This is a genomic window from Acinetobacter sp. UBA1297 (assembly GCF_002307755.1).
GTDB classification, from domain to species: Bacteria; Pseudomonadota; Gammaproteobacteria; order Pseudomonadales; family Moraxellaceae; genus Acinetobacter; species Acinetobacter radioresistens.
Genome location: NZ_DBUF01000026.1, coordinates 268425 through 284428, shown reverse-complemented (window position 1 = coordinate 284428; position 16004 = coordinate 268425). Strand labels below are relative to the sequence as shown.

18 protein-coding genes are annotated in these 16004 nt (G+C 41.8%); 12 read left to right on the top strand and 6 right to left on the bottom strand.

What is annotated here, in order from left to right; genetic code table 11:
* Window positions 1-239 precede the first annotated feature (239 nt).
* The 5 genes from B3R63_RS11775 (at window position 240) to B3R63_RS11755 (ending at window position 4670) form a co-directional block, all read left to right on the top strand.
* Window positions 240-851 carry a DUF1285 domain-containing protein gene (locus B3R63_RS11775; protein WP_286731291.1) on the top strand — a complete coding sequence of 204 codons (612 nt, stop codon included), beginning with the start codon at window positions 240-242 and terminating at the stop codon, window positions 849-851.
* A 45-nt stretch (window positions 852-896) separates the two neighbouring features.
* The gene (murI, locus tag B3R63_RS11770) at window positions 897-1766 is read left to right on the top strand and encodes a glutamate racemase (RefSeq protein WP_286731289.1); all 870 of its coding nucleotides are present in this window, start codon (window positions 897-899) and stop codon (window positions 1764-1766) included.
* A gap of 120 nt (window positions 1767-1886) precedes the next feature.
* Window positions 1887-2915, top strand: coding sequence for a DUF4062 domain-containing protein (locus B3R63_RS11765; RefSeq protein ID WP_005016874.1), 1029 nt, complete (start codon window positions 1887-1889; stop codon window positions 2913-2915).
* 73 nt (window positions 2916-2988) lie between these two features.
* Entirely contained in the window at window positions 2989-4002 is a 1014-nt protein-coding gene (gene hemH, locus B3R63_RS11760) for a ferrochelatase (RefSeq protein WP_005016868.1), read from the top strand.
* A 23-nt stretch (window positions 4003-4025) separates the two neighbouring features.
* Window positions 4026-4670 carry an MBL fold metallo-hydrolase gene (locus B3R63_RS11755; RefSeq protein WP_286731286.1) on the top strand — a complete coding sequence of 215 codons (645 nt, stop codon included), beginning with the start codon at window positions 4026-4028 and terminating at the stop codon, window positions 4668-4670.
* A gap of 1041 nt (window positions 4671-5711) precedes the next feature.
* On the opposite strand, the gene B3R63_RS11750 is transcribed toward B3R63_RS11755, so the two are convergent.
* Window positions 5712-5897, bottom strand: coding sequence for a DNA gyrase inhibitor YacG (locus B3R63_RS11750; RefSeq protein ID WP_286731284.1), 186 nt, complete (start codon window positions 5895-5897; stop codon window positions 5712-5714).
* 89 nt (window positions 5898-5986) lie between these two features.
* Here B3R63_RS11750 and B3R63_RS11745 point away from each other — a divergent pair, with 89 nt between their 5' ends.
* The 3 genes from B3R63_RS11745 to B3R63_RS11735 are packed head-to-tail and all read left to right on the top strand — an operon-like array spanning window position 5987 to window position 8268.
* The gene (locus B3R63_RS11745; RefSeq protein WP_286731282.1) at window positions 5987-6625 is read left to right on the top strand and encodes an SAM-dependent methyltransferase; all 639 of its coding nucleotides are present in this window, start codon (window positions 5987-5989) and stop codon (window positions 6623-6625) included.
* The gene (locus B3R63_RS11740) at window positions 6615-7829 is read left to right on the top strand and encodes a TIGR03862 family flavoprotein (RefSeq protein ID WP_286731279.1); all 1215 of its coding nucleotides are present in this window, start codon (window positions 6615-6617) and stop codon (window positions 7827-7829) included. The genes B3R63_RS11745 and B3R63_RS11740 overlap by 11 nt, the downstream gene beginning before the upstream one ends.
* A 37-nt stretch (window positions 7830-7866) precedes the next feature.
* Window positions 7867-8268 (top strand): GFA family protein, encoded by a 402-nt coding sequence (locus B3R63_RS11735; protein ID WP_005405796.1) that lies wholly within the window; start codon window positions 7867-7869, stop codon window positions 8266-8268.
* Window positions 8269-8298: 30 nt separating this feature from the next.
* Here the strand turns inward: B3R63_RS11735 and B3R63_RS11730 are convergent, their stop codons facing one another.
* Window positions 8299-8631 carry a HopJ type III effector protein gene (locus tag B3R63_RS11730; protein WP_005405674.1) on the bottom strand — a complete coding sequence of 111 codons (333 nt, stop codon included), beginning with the start codon at window positions 8629-8631 and terminating at the stop codon, window positions 8299-8301.
* 174 nt (window positions 8632-8805) lie between these two features.
* Between B3R63_RS11730 and crcB the strand changes: the two genes are divergently transcribed.
* Complete coding sequence (gene crcB / locus B3R63_RS11725; protein ID WP_265769513.1) at window positions 8806-9186, top strand: fluoride efflux transporter CrcB; 381 nt, start codon at window positions 8806-8808, stop codon at window positions 9184-9186.
* 79 nt (window positions 9187-9265) lie between these two features.
* Here crcB and B3R63_RS11720 read toward each other — a convergent pair whose 3' ends face one another.
* From B3R63_RS11720 to B3R63_RS11705, 4 genes are all read right to left on the bottom strand, one after another.
* Entirely contained in the window at window positions 9266-9520 is a 255-nt protein-coding gene (locus B3R63_RS11720; RefSeq protein ID WP_005023174.1) for a type B 50S ribosomal protein L31, read from the bottom strand.
* Window positions 9521-9637: 117 nt separating this feature from the next.
* Complete coding sequence (locus B3R63_RS11715; RefSeq protein ID WP_286731273.1) at window positions 9638-10948, bottom strand: ABC1 kinase family protein; 1311 nt, start codon at window positions 10946-10948, stop codon at window positions 9638-9640.
* A gap of 249 nt (window positions 10949-11197) precedes the next feature.
* Window positions 11198-12505 carry an MATE family efflux transporter gene (locus B3R63_RS11710; protein ID WP_286731306.1) on the bottom strand — a complete coding sequence of 436 codons (1308 nt, stop codon included), beginning with the start codon at window positions 12503-12505 and terminating at the stop codon, window positions 11198-11200.
* Window positions 12506-12586: 81 nt separating this feature from the next.
* A complete protein-coding gene (locus B3R63_RS11705; protein WP_213065939.1) occupies window positions 12587-13045 on the bottom strand; it encodes a DMT family transporter in 459 nt (152 codons plus the stop codon).
* Between the two features lie 130 nt (window positions 13046-13175).
* Here B3R63_RS11705 and hemW point away from each other — a divergent pair, with 130 nt between their 5' ends.
* From hemW to B3R63_RS11690, 3 genes are all read left to right on the top strand, one after another.
* Window positions 13176-14330, top strand: a complete 1155-nt coding sequence (gene hemW / locus B3R63_RS11700; protein ID WP_286731272.1) for a radical SAM family heme chaperone HemW — start codon at window positions 13176-13178, stop codon at window positions 14328-14330.
* Between the two features lie 60 nt (window positions 14331-14390).
* A complete protein-coding gene (gene rhtC / locus B3R63_RS11695; protein WP_005405878.1) occupies window positions 14391-15011 on the top strand; it encodes a threonine export protein RhtC in 621 nt (206 codons plus the stop codon).
* A 343-nt stretch (window positions 15012-15354) separates the two neighbouring features.
* Window positions 15355-15888, top strand: coding sequence for a glycine zipper domain-containing protein (locus tag B3R63_RS11690; protein ID WP_005405965.1), 534 nt, complete (start codon window positions 15355-15357; stop codon window positions 15886-15888).
* The last annotated feature ends 116 nt before the right edge of the window (window positions 15889-16004 follow it).

The window sequence follows — 16004 nt, the reverse complement described above, 5'->3', positions numbered from 1 at the left end:
CGATCACTACGTCAAACTCCATCGATTCACGTTCGATGTGTTCCATGTAGGACTCCTCATATCGCTAGGGGGGTGGCCACCGTAATCCTTGGAAAAATTCGGCGCTGCCATGAGTGTTCTTGATTGTGAGACACAAATTGCATAACGTGTCTTAATATAGTTTGGGCTAGTATAGTTTCAAACCTTGATCAAGCCAATTGGCTGAGTCGTATTAATTTCCCGTCAGCAAGGCATAAACCATGGTAAAACAAAATAATTCGCTCGAAGAGCTGAAAGAATCGCCACAAAAAGATGATAAAAACTTACTGAGCCTTGCACAATACATAAAAGATGCACAGCAAAGTCACAAAAGGTCAATTCCTCCAGTTGACCAGTGGCAGCCAAAGCGTTGTGGCAAAATGGATTTAAGTGTAAAAGCCAATGGAGAATGGTGGCACGAAGGTCAATTGATTAAGCGACAGTCACTTTTAGACCTGTTTTCAAGTGTGCTCTGGAAAGAGAATGATCAGTTTTATTTAAAAACTCCGGCCGAGCAGATTGAGATTAAAGTAGAGGATGAACCGTTATTTGTTAATCAGGTGAACCAGATCAAGCTCAATGGTAAACAATATATAGAGCTAACCACTACTAATCAGGATGTGGTAATTGTTGATGAAGATCATCCAATTTTTATGCGTGAATATGAGGGTGAGTTACGACCTTATGTACATGTACGCTTTGGAATCAATGCCCTGATTCAGCGTCAAAGTTTCTATCATTTGGTTCAATATGGTGAACTTGAAGAAAATGCTGAGGGAAAGACTATTTTGCATCTACAAAGTGGTGATTTACACTTGCAATTAGGCACCTGAGGTTTAAGCTTTATAGCTGAATTTCCTGAACTGCTAATAACCCGCATGACAGCCATACAGCCCCTTTATACTCTTGTTAACCCTATGCCACATGCTTCGAAGGATGCACCCATTGGGATCTTTGACTCGGGAATTGGCGGGCTGTCAGTAGCCCAGGAAATAGCCCGGCATTTGCCCAATGAACAGATATTATATTATGCCGATACTGCTCATGTTCCCTATGGCCCGCGGAGTGATCAAAATATCCGTGAGCTGACTGCACAGGCGATTGAATGGCTTTATCGCCAAGGCTGCAAAGCGGCAGTAGTGGCCTGTAATACTGCTTCAGCCTTCAGCTTGGATTACCTGCGTGAGCATTATGGGGAGTCTTTTCCGATTATTGGACTAGTGCCTGCCCTAAAACCCGCAGTATTACAAAGCAAAACAAAAGTCGTAGCTGTTCTGGCTACGCCGGCTACTTTTCGTGGAAACCTGATTAAAGACGTAATTGAACGTTTTGCCATGCCCACGGGAGTTAAAGTTTTACCCATTACCTGTCTGGAGTTGGTTCCGCTGGTTGAGCAGGGGCTACAGATGAGCCAGCAGTGTCTGAATACGCTTAAGAAAATTTTGCAGCCTGTAGTTGAGCAGGGGGCAGATCATCTGGTATTGGGTTGTACCCATTATCCTTTTCTAAAGCCGGCTATCCAGGTCATATTCGGACAACAGCTTACTTTAGTTGATTCCGGACAGGCCGTGGCCCGACAAACAGCCCGTATCCTGATAAAAAATGAACTGCTTGGTGAGCAGACTTCTGAGTCTGAAACCCGGATTCAGTGTTATGTCAGTGGTCACAATGCTGAGAATTTGAAACCTATCCTACAGCACTTAATTTCTCCTACATTGAGCTGGAGTGTTCAAAATCTGAAACTTTAAGAAAGATTGTTGAATTTTTGGTAATTTTTTTAAATTTTATTGGGGAAATTAGCACTCTTGCTATAGTTTAATAAAGTAAGCTGAGCGAAGATAACTATTATGAAAAAATGAGGACATGCCATGCTCGATAAGCGTTATCAAGTATTCATATCGACCTCGGGTAGTGATATGCAACCTGAGCGCATCGTCTTGGCACAAACTCTGGTAGGGATGGGTTTTTTTTCTTGGGGCCTCGAGCAACGCACACCTTTGACCACAGCATTTGCCCGCCGGCAGATTGATGATTGTGATTATGTCGTAATTTTACTGGGTAGCCAGTATGGTGAGCAGTCTGTCTCTGGCGTGGGATATATGCACCTTGAATATATCTATGCAGTAAGCAAGCAGAAACCGATTATTGTCTTTATGCACGAGCAGCCAGAAGCACGTGCAAAAGAATTGCATGATCAAAAACCAGAATTAAGGGAAAAATTTAAAGATTTCCGTAAACAGCTACAACAGGATATGGATCAGGTTTTCAGCTACCGAACTCTGCGTGATCTGGAAATGGCGGTGCGTCTGAATATGCCACAGATGCTTGAACGTTATCCCGTGGTAGGCTGGGTACGGCCGCAAAATACTCAGCGTTTGCAGGATGAAATTGACCAGCTCAAAGAAAAAATTGCCCAGCTAGAAACTGAAATGGGAACACGTGAACATGACCCATTATTGGATTTGCCCAAAGTCGGACCACGTGAGATTTACACTTTTGAGTACCGGTTGCATGCTTATCAGGATGGTAATTTTAAAGAACTAAAGTTGCAGCGTAAATTATCTTGGGCACAACTACTGGCAGTTCTGGGCAATACCTTCAAATCTCCTACTCCGGAAGAATATTTCTCTAAATCTTTAAATGAGTATTTAAATGATACTGGTTTGTCGGAAGCACGCCTTGAAATGCCACGTGCTCATGCCGTTGCACGTTCACAGATTAATATCCGTGCCTTGCACAATATTAAATTACAGATGCGTCAAAATGGTTGGATTATGCCTAGCGGCCGTGATGACCGACAGCGCATGTTATGGAAACTTACTCCTAAAGGCCAAAAACTGATTGAAAATCAGCATACAGATTTTGATCGTATTTACCAATATGGTTCTAGGTATTAATTAATTTTTAAGATATATAAAAAGCTGTTAAATTAACAAGATCATCGCTTTAGTCTACTTTGGAAAACCTGTTATGACGCCTGCTTCTAAAGCTAAAGTCACAATTATTCTGGCCAATCTGGGTACTCCAGATGCACCTACTGTTCCAGCAGTACGCCGTTTTCTTAAACAGTTTTTGTCTGATCAGCGTGTTATTGAGATTCCCAAACTGCTCTGGCAAGCCATCCTCAATCTTTTTGTGCTGCCATTTCGTCCCAAGCGCGTAGCAAAAGCCTATGCCCAGGTATGGAATCAGGATTCTCCTATGCGTGAAGTCCTGTTTAAACAAGTTGAACAGATGCAAAGCCGTCTTGGTAGCGTATATCCACAGTTTGAACTCAAAATCATACCTGCCATGACCTATGGTAACCCGGGTATTAATGAAGTTCTGGCTAAACTTCAGGCAGATCCACAAGATCATATACTTCTTTTTCCACTTTTCCCGCAATATTCGGCGACTTCTACCGCACCACTTTATGACGCAGTAGCCCGCTGGATACCCAAACAGCGTAATCTGCCGGGTCTGACTATTATCCGTGATTATTATCAGCATCCCTTATTTATCGAATCACTGGCAAATAGTGTACGTGAGTTTCAATCTGTATATGGACGTGCTGAAAAACTATTAATGTCATTTCATGGAATTCCACAGCCCTATGCCGATAAGGGCGACCCTTATGCAGAACGTTGCCGGATTACTGCACAGCGCTTAGCTGAAAGCCTGAATCTGCAGCCGCATGAATGGGCCTGTAGTTTCCAGTCACGTTTTGGTAAACAGGAATGGATTAAGCCCTATACTGATGAGCTACTTGCACAGTGGGGTCAAGAAGGTGTGAAATCAGTTCAGGTCATGAGTCCTGCATTTTCTGCCGATTGTCTGGAGACCTTGGAAGAGCTGGCTATGGAAAATGCTGAAACATTTAAGCATGCAGGTGGTGCAGAATATGCGTATATTCCGGCGCTGAATAATCGTGAAGACCATCTGGATTTGCTCACCAGTCTGGTTAAGGCTAATCTTGATACATTAACCCAAACCCTAGCCAACTAGAGCTATATAGCCAGAGGTATACCATGTTGCAAGTCAAAATTGTTCCGGTTACTGCGTTTGCCCAGAACTGTTCCATTGTTTGGGATGCAGAAACTAAAGAAGCCATATTGATTGATGCGGGTGGCGATGCCGAAAAGCTAAAGGCAGAGGTCGAGGCATTGGGCATAAATGTTAAAGCACTGTGGCTGACACACGGTCATCTTGATCATGCCGGTGCAGTAGGAGAGCTGGCCAATACGTGGGATGTGCCGGTAATTGGACCGCATAAGGAAGACCAGTTCTGGCTCGATATGATTCAAGAAGTTTCCGCACGTTATGGTTTTCCTATACCGCAGCCTGTTAAGGTAGACCAATGGCTGGAAGGGGGCGAAACACTTAAACTGGGTAAAAATGAATTTGAGGTACGCTTCACACCCGGACATACACCAGGTCACGTAATTTTCTACAATGCACAGCATGGCCTGCTCTGGACGGGAGACGTGTTGTTTAAAGGTTCGATTGGACGAACTGATTTTCCAAAGGGTAACCATCAGCAACTTCTGGATTCAATCCAGCGGGAGTGTTTTACTTTACCAGATGATACACAGTTTATCTGTGGCCATGGTCCGATGAGTACAATTGGTTTTGAAAAACAACATAACCCATTTTTAGCAGGTAAAGCAGGTTAATCAAGCCAAGAAAGAAGTAAGCTTCTGCTCACTTCTTTCTAAATGGATTGGTAAGAATCTGTTTAGTTTCTAGGCCAATGAGAACTGCAACTGTAGCCAATAAGAATGCAATTAAAATAAGTGTTGTATCTAAGGCATATATACCTAAACCAATAAAAAATATAGCCAGCAATACAAAGATAAAAAATAGAATTTTAAGTAATTGATATAAAGACATAATAAGGAGATAGAATAAAGTTTCTAAAAGAGAAATTATGCATGTTATAACTTGAATTTAAATATATGTTTGGTTTTATTAAGAAAAATATTGAATTAAAAAAGTAAATGTTTAATTTATAACCAGATGTTTAGAGTCTATTGAAATAACATAACTTTTTGTTTAAAAAGCTTAAAAGAATAGATTTTAGATATACAAAGTAGATACATTGTAAAAGTAAAATTAATTTTATGAAGCTTAGTTAAACCTTTATTCCAGCTTTATAGCTACTTTTTGAGTAAAATTTAGGGAAGAAAAAGTATATAAAACACATATAAGTAACTTTTATAAAATATTTAATATAAGGAAATTTTATTATTATAAACTGGTTAAAGAATCCAGTTTGAGCAATAGTATTAGCCAGTATTTATGATAATCAATCTATAAGAGATTTAGCTTTTATCATGCGCATCAGCTTTATTCAAACTATACTCAAACAATATTTAATTTTTTAGATCAGTATATTATAAAACTAAAAAATATAATCAGTAGAGTGATAGAGGTTTTTGGCAGTGGAATAATTCAAAAAGTAGAATATTTATCACTGCCTAAGCAAGTATTTAACTTGATTATTAAGGTGGTAACTATTTTTAAGCAGTATTCATAAAAGCAGTAGACTTATAAATATTGATAAAAATTTATTCATTAATATCTGTAAGTTATTTTATACACTTGTTGGAGCAATCTCATGCAAAATGTTAAAACTAAAAGAACAGAAGTATAAGTGCGTACTGTAGGGCAGCTTGGCTTATATTAGCAACTCGACTGGCTGTATGAGCTGATGCTTAGTCATCTTCAAAACTGGAATCCTGTCGGCTGGGTGAATCCTGTGTTGGTACACGATATTCTTCATTGGCCCACGCACCTAAATCAATCATTTTACATCGTTCTGAACAAAAAGGCCGGAAGTCATTATTTTCCCATGTGGCAGGTTTACCACAGCGTGGGCAAGGGAAGGTACGCTGCTGCATAATCAATATCCTTTCAGTAGAGAGCCTAGGATTATTAGGCAAAGTAATCAGCTCTTGATAGACTTGTGCCAAATTCTCCATAGTTTGATGTGAATATGCCGATTCGTCAATTTCAAGCCCATCGTATGCATGCGCCACGTGATTTTTTAGCGCCTAATCAGCAGCCACTTTGTGTTGAAATCGGGGCAGGTAAAGGAAAACACGCCTTATTATTTAGTGGTCAGTATCCTGAGCAGCGCCTGTTTGCCATTGAACGGACCCGGGAAAAATTTTGGGCCATGCAAAAGCAGCATCAGCTCGAAGGTCAACAAAATCTGACTCCAGTACATGCAGACGCCATTCCATGGATAGTTCATGCTCTGTATCCGGAGCAGGTTGAACAATTCTTTATTTTATATCCGAATCCTGAACCGCATAATCCGGCACAACGCTGGGTAAATATGCCATTTTTTGAATTTTTACTGTCGCGTCTCAAGCCGGAAGGTACCATCACACTGGCCAGCAATATTCCTGAGTATATTGAGGAAGCTGAGCAGCAGTTACAGCAACTTTGGCAGTTGTCCTATGAAAAAGAACAGATTAGACCAGAGTCAGCACGCACACATTTTGAAATCAAGTATCTCGAGCGTGGTGAATCATGCCAGCAATTGATAATTACCAAACATTGTGGTTATTCCACCCGTTTTGATGACTTTTTGCCATTACAGGGAAAAAGTGATGTTGGCTAAACGTATTGCAATTATAGGGGCAGGTCCGGCAGGGTTAATGGCGGCAGAAGTATTGAGCCGGTATGCCTATGAGATTCATGTATTTGAGCAGAAACCCTCAGCTGCGCGAAAATTTTTAATGGCGGGGAAAACCGGATTAAATATTTCTCATGCTGAGCCTCTTACTGAATTTATCCAGCGCTATGATCACCCTGAATGGCTGTATCCCTGGATACAGCGCTGGGATGCACACTGGATTCAGAACTGGATGGCTGAACTCGGTATAGCGTCCTATATTGGTTCTTCTGGCCGAATTTTTCCCGTAGAGATGAAAGCTGCGCCTCTGCTCCGTGCCTGGTTAACACGCTTGGACCAGCAAGGCATACACTTTCATTACCGTCATCAGTGTTTAGGTCTCAAGGCTAAACAGGTGCAACTTCTGGATTTAAAACAACCTGAGAATACGCCTTTTCAGCTGGAGTTTGACGCGATTATTTTGGCCTGTGGCGCGGTATCGTGGCCACAGCTAGGTAGCGATGGCAAGTGGCAGGCTTGGCTTGATAGAGAGCAAATTGAGCCTTTTCAACCTAGCAATGCAGGTGTGGTCAGAACGTGGTCCAGTTTTATGCAACCTTTATTTGGCCAGCCTTTAAAGCGGGTAGAAGCATGGGTAAGCCCTAAACACAGAGCTCAGGGTGATGTCGTAATTTCCCATTATGGTCTGGAAAGTGGCCTTATTTACAAGCACGGACCGGCCTTACGCAAGTTACAGCGGCAACAGCAGCCTGTAACTCTGTATCTGGATTTATTACCCGATGTAGATAACGAACAGTTAATAAAAAAATTACAGTCAGGAAAGCAGTCACTGAGTAATGTCTGGCGTAAGGCGGGCCTAGATGCAGCCAAAGCTGGTCTGATTCGTGAACTGGTCGATAAAACCTTATGGAAAGATCCTGTACAGCTCGCTTGGCAGGTCAAACATTTGAAAGTAGTCCTGGAGGGTTTCCGGCCGATTGAAGAAGCTATCAGTTGTGCTGGTGGTATAAAACAGAATGCCCTGACCGCAAGGCTGCAACTAAAATCAAAGCCACATGTGTTTTGCTGTGGTGAAATGCTAGACTGGGATGCGCCAACCGGGGGCTATTTACTGACAGCATGTTTTGCTACTGGCCGGGCTGCTGGTGAAGGTGTGCATACCTATCTGATGGAACAACAGAGTTCATAGTATGTACTGATAATAGAATTTGTGATGGAGAACTAGAATGAGCCTAAAGGGAAGCTGTTTGTGTCAAGGGATTCGCTATGAAATTGAAACTGAACTTGATGAAATTATTTATTGTCATTGCCAGAAATGCCGTAAAGCCAATGGTACGGCCTTTGCGACCAATGCACCAGTTCCTATACAGCAGTTTAAATGGATACAGGGTGAGAACCTTTTAAAAAAATATCAGTCTTCATCAACGACCGAACGCTGTTTCTGTGGTGTGTGTGGCTCGCCAATTATCAGTATTAAAAGTGATACTCCTGATTTTTACCGTCTTAGAATTGGTACGTTAGATACGCCGATCCAGACGCGACCAGGGAAACATATTTTTGTTGGCTCTAAAGCAGAGTGGGAGACTATTTGTGATGGTTTACCACAATTTAATGAGCGGCCAGAATAAAAAAGGACCATGAGGTCCTTTTTTCAACATTTACCTGGCTTGCAAAACTTCGGCTTGAAACTGTACTTCATCCCAGCCATGTTGCATAAACTGCCGGATATTCTGATGATCTGTACCTTCAGGGGTTGCTAAGACTGCTGCGTAGTGCTCAGCAAATAAAGCTAAGGTCTGTTCCTGACTTAGACTGTTGAGTTTGGCAAAACTCAAGACTTTGGCACTACCCTGATTTTCTGTCGCTGCATTATGCTGTGCGCCGTTACGAAAAGCAGTCGGGTTATGAATATAACGAGAGTCTATATAAGCGATGACATCTGTAAAATTTGCCTGGCCAGCCTGTAGCTGTTCAAGAAGTTCCTGGGCCATAAGTCCTATTCCCTATAAAGAATTAAGCAACCTAGCATAGCGCTTTTATGAGTATTTTTCCTGATTTATGCAGAATTTAACGAGCTATGTGTAGCCTCTCAAGGCAAATTTTTAATGAATATTTTTTGAGTTTGTGGATAAAATAGGGCTTATCCACATCAGCTATATATCATTATGAACTGGTTATTGGTTGCCTGCGGTGGGGCAATAGGTGCAAGCCTGCGTTATGGCATGACATTATCACTCAGCCAGACAGGCAGTTTATTTCCTTGGGCAACCTGGTGGATTAATCTGTTAGGTTGTTTTTGTGCAGGCATATTTTTTGCTATTAGCCAGAAATACGCAGTTCTACAACAGGAAACACGGCTTTTCCTGATGGTGGGTATACTGGGCGGCTTTACCACATTCTCAAGCTTTGGTCTGGAAACTTTTCAGTTGTTGCGACAGAATGAAATAGCAATGGGGCTTGCCTATAGTCTGTCGAGTTTAATCATGGGTGTGCTCTTACTGACAGCAGGATTCTATCTGTTCCAGTTCTTATTAGATAATCGATAAGTAAAAAAGAAGTCTAAGTGGAGGAGAGCAATGACTTAGACTTCAAATAAGAAGAATTCAATTTAAAAATTATTACTGCTTAATTGCTGCGTTTAAAACGTCCAAAACGTTTATTAAAGCTTGCAATACGGCCTTCGTTGCCGACCTGACGAACTTCACCTGTATAGAACGGATGAGAGGCACTCGAAATATCTAAGGTAACGTATGGATAGGTTTTGCCTTCATATTCTTTGGTCTGCTTCGGCTTCATGGTACTACCAATGACAAAATATACATCAGCGTTGGTATCGTGAAATAATACTTCCTGATATTCAGGGTGGATATCTTTACGCATGGTAAACTCCATAGCTAAATGAAATGTTATAATATAACAATATATAGGGGCTTTATAATTATTTTCAAGTCATCACCCTATTTAAATTACATATTCAAACAGGGCAATAGAACAATTTTAAAGTTTATCTTGTTGATCTGAGGCGACCAGTTCTTCAAATAAATCACTTAAATCATCATTTACTTTGAGCTGGATCAAATTCCAGTAATGCCCGGAGATTGTCCGGTTCACCATAAGAGTATCCGGTGAAGGCTTAAACAGGTCCCAGTATTTTAGCGACTTTTTCACCAGTAATACCCCGTCATGATGGGCAGAGTTTTCAGCAAAATCATACTGGATAGTTAATGGTCTAAGTAGCACATCTAGCCATTCTTCATATAGTTCTTTTGGAAATTTTCCTTTTTCTGAAAGTGCATTTAAAGTAATTAACTGGTCTTCAAGCGTATCAATATCATGTTGGCGTGCAGCATTGATCAAAGTTTTAAAGTGTTCAATAATTTCAGTATTTAAAGTCTTTACTCCGCCATAATCATAAACAATGACATGGCCATCTTCACGGAATGCAAAGTTACCCGGATGTGGGTCACAATGAAAACGTTTAAGATAGAAAATTTCTTGTCCTAGCGCGCGGACCAGGCGTCGGCCAAGTTGATTACGGACATCCTGCGGCCAGGTACTGGCAGTTTCTATAGATTCGCCCTGTTCTAGGCTTAAAGTCAGTACTCGACGGGTAGAATATTGTGGATAGACACGTGGGATAATAATTTTTTCATCTAGGGCTTCATGAAAGGTCTTAAACACAGTCAGGTTCTGTGCTTCAATTTCATAATTAAGTTCAGCATTTAGACTGTCTTGAATTTCTGCAAACAGCCGGTCCTGAAGTTTTTTATCGATTTTTAAAACACCCATCAGGCGTAAAGCCAGCCGAACCTGTTTTAAATCACTTTCACAGGCTTCATCCACACCTGGATATTGCACTTTGACTACGACCTGCTCGCCATTAGGTAATATTGCCTTATGTACCTGACCAATTGATGCTGCCGCAAAAGGTTCCCGATCAAAAGATGTAAACAGATTATCAATCGGTTGTCCCAGCTCTTTTTCTAGCTGTTTCTGTATGGCCGGAAAAGGCATGGGAGGAGCCTGACGCTGTAATTTTGAAATGGCCTTAGCCACCTCGGGCGGGAAAATATCTTTATATTGAGATGCAATTTGCCCAACTTTCATGACAGCGCCTTTCATCTCTCCCAAGGTGTTGGCAATCTGAACTCCAATATCTTGAAACAGCTGGCTTCTGGCGGCCTGTTTTTGTTCTTCATCTGCCCGGATATTACGAATAGAATTAGATACACTTCGGGTCGCAATACTGGCGGTCATGCCGGCAAGTTTCATAAAACGCCGGCCGGGCGAGCTTGCATTCTTAGCCATCGGTACTAGACCTCAATCATTAAAATAAAGTGAATGAATTATTTGATCATAGGGGACAATAGAAAAGTTGCCTAGTTGAAATTGTTCAGTTCCTGTAAGAACACATAACAGAAAAAAGCTGATCTTATTATTGTTTATAGATTTACTTTTTAGGTCTTAATTAAACACCTTTATAAAAACAGGCTATCTTTATTTTTAAAGTTAAAAAACCAGCCGGTGTGGCTGGTTAAGAGCATGATGGAAATACGGTTAAACAGTGGAGGTACTTAATTTTAGCCGTTTATTATTCATATAAAGACGTAGCAGCAGAAGAACGCATGCAACGCTCAAACCTACTATTAGTCCGGTCCAGACTCCAGCAGCTCCCATACTGGTAAAACGGGCAAGATAAATACCCACAGGGAAGGCAATTACCCAATAAGCCAGAAGAGTAATCCACATTGGGCCTTTAGTGTCTTGCATTCCACGCAGGCAACCTGCAGCGCTGACCTGCCATGCATCCATCAGCTGATAGGCAATCGCAAACAGGATCAGATATAGGGCCATATGGGTAACAGCAAGATCCCGGGTATAAACAGCGACAATCTCTGAGCGGAAAATCCACATAACCAGCATGGTCAATACTGCAAATACAGTCGCGGTAATTAAACCGAGGTGTTGTACCTTGCGCATGGCATGCCAGTTCTTTTCACCATAATACATGCCTACCCGGATAGTCAGTGCAATGGCCAGGGACATGGGAATCATAAATAGCTGCGAGGTCACGGAAATAGCAATCTGATGTGCGGCCACAACAGTTTCTCCCAGTGGGCTTAATATGATTGCTCCAGTACTGAAAATACTTACTTCAAAAAAAATAGCCAGACCAATCGGGAAACCCAGTTTCAAGATACGCTTGGCCCAGACCGGATTAAATTTTTCCCACTGGCTAAACACCTGGGTCTTGCGGTAAGCACGCCCCTTATAGATGTAGCCCGCTAGTGCAATCAACATCAGCCATTGCAAGATAGAAGTGGCAAAGCCGCAACCGGCGCTACCTAAAGCAGGAATAGGACCCAAGCCGTACATAAAAATCATGTTTAAAGGCACCAAGACCAATAGAGCCAGCAGGCTGATTGCTGTGACTGGACGCGGATAACCTAATGCCTCCGAGTAACCTCTTAGGGCTGCATACATGGTGACTGCTGGCATGCCAAAGCCAATGGCATGGAGAAACAGGCCAGCTTTGGGTTGCAGATTTTCAGGAACTCCAAATAGAGGCAGTAAAAATGGCATCAACTGTAACACCAGCATTGCCAGTATGCCCAGCATGAAAGCCATCCATAATGACTGGCGGGCAATGGTAGGAATATTATTAAAATCGCGTGCGCCGTTGGCCTCAGCTACCAAAGGAGTAGTCGCAATCATAATACCGCTAAACAGCAACATGATTGGAATCCATAAACCGACTCCTACTGCAATTGCTGCCAAGTCAGTAGGAGATAAATGACCTGCCATGATGGTATCGATCAGGCCAAGACCGGCCTGAGCAAACTGAGTAACCAGAATAGGCAACATCAACTGAAAGAGTTTCTTGATTTCAAAGCGTGTAGTGGTAGCAATAGACACTAATTTTACTCATATGGGGTAAGCGGCAGACTAGCGTTGCAGTGTCAGTAATACACCTATGAAAATAACAATTGCACCCAGTAAACGCTGCCAGTTAATCGGATTTTTCTCTACGCCTAACCAGCCAAAATGGTCAAGTAACATTGACATGAGCAGTTGCCCGAAAATAACCAGTCCGGAGAGAATGAGAAAACCCATTTTGGGGGCAGTATAAATGCTCATGCTAATAGCATAAACCCCAATCAGTCCGCCTAACCATAAATGCCAAGGAATCTGGGCAAGTTCATGTAATTGCGGTTTGGGTGCAGACTGCAACATCACCATTACCGCCAGTACAATTGTTCCAATTAAAAAAGAAAAGAAAGCCGGCTGGAGTGGTGAATGCAAATACATACGCATCTGGGTATTTAATGCAGTTTGTATGGTCAGCATTACCCCGATGGCCAAAGTCAGGGGAAATAATAATAAAAGTTGACTCGATATTTTCATCATATTGAATTCATTATTTATTCTCGATGTTACAAAAGAGTGTAGGAGATTTTCATGTGAATTGCGTTAAGTACAATGATGCAGTCATGTTAAAATTGTAAGACGCTCCATCCTTCTCCGAGAAAAATTTTTGAGTAGCCTAGATCCTTCATGTATTCCACTTTCACTTTATATCCATATGCCTTGGTGTGTGCGAAAGTGTCCTTATTGTGACTTTAACTCACATGCTGTACCCGATGGAAAATTATCTCTGGAACTGGAACAGGAATATTTGCAAGCATTGGTGGAAGACTTTAAAACACAGCTCCACTTTGCACAGGGCCGCAAACTCCATAGCATATTTATTGGCGGTGGAACCCCGTCACTGATATCAGCTTCAGGTTACCAGTGGCTGTTTCAGCAGCTAAATGGTTTACTGCCTTTTGAAGAGCAATGTGAAATTACGCTGGAAGCTAATCCGGGAACAGTAGAACATGATCCTTTTGCCGGCTATCTTGCGGCTGGTATTAATCGCTTATCCATTGGAGTGCAGACGTTTAATGAGCAGCATCTGAAACAACTGGGACGGATTCATAGTGTTGAGAACGCTATAAATGCTATACATCAGGCACAAGAAGCCGGTTTTAAACGCATCAATATTGACTTGATGCATGGCCTGCCACAACAAACGCTAGAGCAGGCTCTAACAGATCTACGTCTGGCTGTTGAAAACGGAGCCACCCATATCAGCTGGTATCAGTTGACGATTGAGCCGAATACAGTATTTTTCCGGACTCAACCAGTATTGCCGGTAGAGAGTGTACTAGAGCACATTCAGGAACAGGGTGAAGCATATCTTAAGGCACATGGATTCATACAGTATGAAATTTCGGCATGGCGTAAAGAACAGCCTTCTGCACACAATATGAATTACTGGCAATTTGGAGATTACTTGGCAATCGGAGCAGGGGCACATGCTAAAGTCAGTCTGCAAGACGGAGTTTACCGGTTTCAGAAGACCCGCTTACCTAAAGATTATCTGGCCAAAATACCTGCTGAACACTTACAATTTAAAAAGATTGAGCCTGAAGACATGCCCTTTGAATTTATGATGAATGCCTTGCGTTTAAATGAAGGCGTGCCAGCCCGGTTCTATAAAGAAAGAACCGGTTATGAACTGGAAAAAATACAGGCCAAGCTGGATTCATTACGGCAACGTCATTTGTTTTCAGAAAATACTGAACAACTCGCCTGTACAGCACATGGCCATCTTTTTTTAAACTCGGTGCTTGAAGAATTTTTATAAACAGATCAGGATACAGCGTATTCTTGTTCTAAAGACATGCAGGTTACAGGTAAATACATAATGTTAATTGCGCTCGGAACACTAATTTTTATCCATTTTTGTGCCCTGATCACGCCCGGACCAGATTTTTTTCTGGTTTCCCAAACTGCAATCAGTAAATCTCGGATGGAGACATTTGCTGTGGTGGCAGGTATCAGTGTAAGTGTCATGATCTGGTCATTATTGGCCTTGCTGGGTCTGAATATTTTATTTGAAAAAATGGCCTGGCTAAAACATGCCTTATTGGTCGCAGGTGGAATTTATCTATGCTGGTTAGGCTTTCAGATGCTGCGTTCAGCCTTTCGTAAAGAAGAAAATACCCAGCCTGTACAGATTTCCCTGCCTCAGAGCCCTTTGAGTTTTTTCCTCCGGGGATTATTGACCAATCTGTCTAATCCAAAAGCCATTATATATTTTGGTAGCGTATTTTCACTTTTTCTGGCCAATCCAGCTCTGGATCATGCACATGGGTGGTTACTCCTGCTGGTAACGGTCGAGACAGCAATCTGGTTTTTATTTGTAGCTTTTGTTTTCTCCTTGCCTTCCTTCAAGCGGGCATACCAGCGTGCTGCCAAATGGATTGACGGTATTTCAGGTGGTATTTTTACCTTATTTGGTAGTTATCTTATTTTAAATAAATAATTTTATTTATCAGTAATTACCATGCTGTCTTAAAATAAATTTTCATACCTGAAAAGTCCGGCTTATTGCTGGGCTTTTTATTTTTATAAAAAATAAGAAGAGAAGTAGGGGGAAAAATAGAGGTTGTGAATGGTTGAGTAAAAATGCGTAAGCTTTTAAATCTTACAGGTAATTTTTGCTAATTTTTTTTACTTTCTACAATATTGCTTAACTGAAAGCTCTTTATTTAAGCCTGTTTTTTTACATAAATGCCTTCTAAGCTGAATGTGTACTTAACGAGCGAACAGGAAATCTGACCATAGCGGCAGACTTCCAGAATCACAATATTATTATAAGGAGAATGATGATGGCGACTTCAGATTATGACCGCGATCGTATTAAACATGCATCGGATGATGTAAAAAAAGATTTAAATGCTGATCCAATTACAGGTGAGCCAGGTTCTCATCCAGTAGGAACAGGCTTAGGTGCAACAGGTGGTGCAGCCGCAGGCGCTGCAATTGGTAGTGCAGCAGGACCAGTGGGTACTGTAGTCGGCGGTGCAGTGGGTGCCGTCGTAGGCGGATTAGCTGGCCATGCAGCTGGTGAAGCAATGGACCCAACGGTTGAAGATGCTTACTGGCGTGAAAATAGTATAAATCAGCCTTACTACTCTGCCACAAGAAATACTCATCCGGATCTGGATTATGACCGCGATTATCGTGGTGCATACCGAGTGGGCTATGAAAATCGTTCAGCTTATGGCCCAGATGCGCGTTTTGAAGATGCTGAGCCAGATTTGCGCACTAAATGGGAACAGACTAAAGCTGAATCACGTCTGTCTTGGGAAGAAGCAAAACATGCTTCACGTGATGCCTGGAACCGTATTCGCCATTAATCATATCATTCGGGAATTCGATATTTTTAATATATAATTCCTTTAGAGAATAAAAAAATCCCGGTCAGTGATGACCGGGATTTTTTTAGAATCTTGGTGGGTCGTCCGCGACTCGA

Bases quoted from the DNA above. Each gene is read 5' to 3' on its own strand.
- B3R63_RS11775 (WP_286731291.1), top strand. From the start codon at position 240: ATGGTAAAACAAAATAATTCGCTCGAAGAGCTGAAAGAATCGCCACAA.
- murI (WP_286731289.1), top strand. From the start codon at position 897: ATGACAGCCATACAGCCCCTTTATACTCTTGTTAACCCTATGCCACAT.
- B3R63_RS11765 (WP_005016874.1), top strand. From the start codon at position 1,887: ATGCTCGATAAGCGTTATCAAGTATTCATATCGACCTCGGGTAGTGAT.
- hemH (WP_005016868.1), top strand. From the start codon at position 2,989: ATGACGCCTGCTTCTAAAGCTAAAGTCACAATTATTCTGGCCAATCTG.
- B3R63_RS11755 (WP_286731286.1), top strand. From the start codon at position 4,026: ATGTTGCAAGTCAAAATTGTTCCGGTTACTGCGTTTGCCCAGAACTGT.
- B3R63_RS11750 (WP_286731284.1), bottom strand. From the start codon at position 5,897: ATGCAGCAGCGTACCTTCCCTTGCCCACGCTGTGGTAAACCTGCCACA.
- B3R63_RS11740 (WP_286731279.1), top strand. From the start codon at position 6,615: ATGTTGGCTAAACGTATTGCAATTATAGGGGCAGGTCCGGCAGGGTTA.
- B3R63_RS11735 (WP_005405796.1), top strand. From the start codon at position 7,867: ATGAGCCTAAAGGGAAGCTGTTTGTGTCAAGGGATTCGCTATGAAATT.
- B3R63_RS11730 (WP_005405674.1), bottom strand. From the start codon at position 8,631: ATGGCCCAGGAACTTCTTGAACAGCTACAGGCTGGCCAGGCAAATTTT.
- crcB (WP_265769513.1), top strand. From the start codon at position 8,806: ATGAACTGGTTATTGGTTGCCTGCGGTGGGGCAATAGGTGCAAGCCTG.
- B3R63_RS11720 (WP_005023174.1), bottom strand. From the start codon at position 9,520: ATGCGTAAAGATATCCACCCTGAATATCAGGAAGTATTATTTCACGAT.
- B3R63_RS11715 (WP_286731273.1), bottom strand. From the start codon at position 10,948: ATGGCTAAGAATGCAAGCTCGCCCGGCCGGCGTTTTATGAAACTTGCC.
- B3R63_RS11710 (WP_286731306.1), bottom strand. From the start codon at position 12,505: ATGTTGCCTATTCTGGTTACTCAGTTTGCTCAGGCCGGTCTTGGCCTG.
- B3R63_RS11705 (WP_213065939.1), bottom strand. From the start codon at position 13,045: ATGAAAATATCGAGTCAACTTTTATTATTATTTCCCCTGACTTTGGCC.
- rhtC (WP_005405878.1), top strand. From the start codon at position 14,391: ATGTTAATTGCGCTCGGAACACTAATTTTTATCCATTTTTGTGCCCTG.
- B3R63_RS11690 (WP_005405965.1), top strand. From the start codon at position 15,355: ATGATGGCGACTTCAGATTATGACCGCGATCGTATTAAACATGCATCG.